Here is a 233-nt window from a genome sequence, read left to right as displayed (position 1 = left end):
TACCCTGCTATGCGGCTGGCGCCACAACAGGTCCACCAGAGATCCGTCCATCCCGGTCCTCTCGTACTAGGGACAGATCCTTTCAATATTCCTACACCCACGGCAGATAGGGACCGAACTGTCTCACGACGTTCTGAACCCAACTCACGTACCGCTTTAAATGGCGAACAGCCATACCCTTGGGACCTGCTCCAGCCCCAGGATGCGATGAGTCGACATCGAGGTGCCAAACA

The 233-nt window shown here is 56.2% G+C and carries 1 rRNA gene; it reads right to left on the bottom strand.

Going from position 1 to position 233, the window contains the following annotated elements:
- Positions 1 to 233, bottom strand: a 23S ribosomal RNA gene (locus AC0L2O_RS37595); the annotation flags it as partial.

The organism is Bradyrhizobium sp. Kon10, assembly GCF_055807395.1.
The sequence above is the reverse complement of the archived record's forward strand: the minus strand, read 5'-3'. Positions and strand labels throughout refer to the sequence as shown.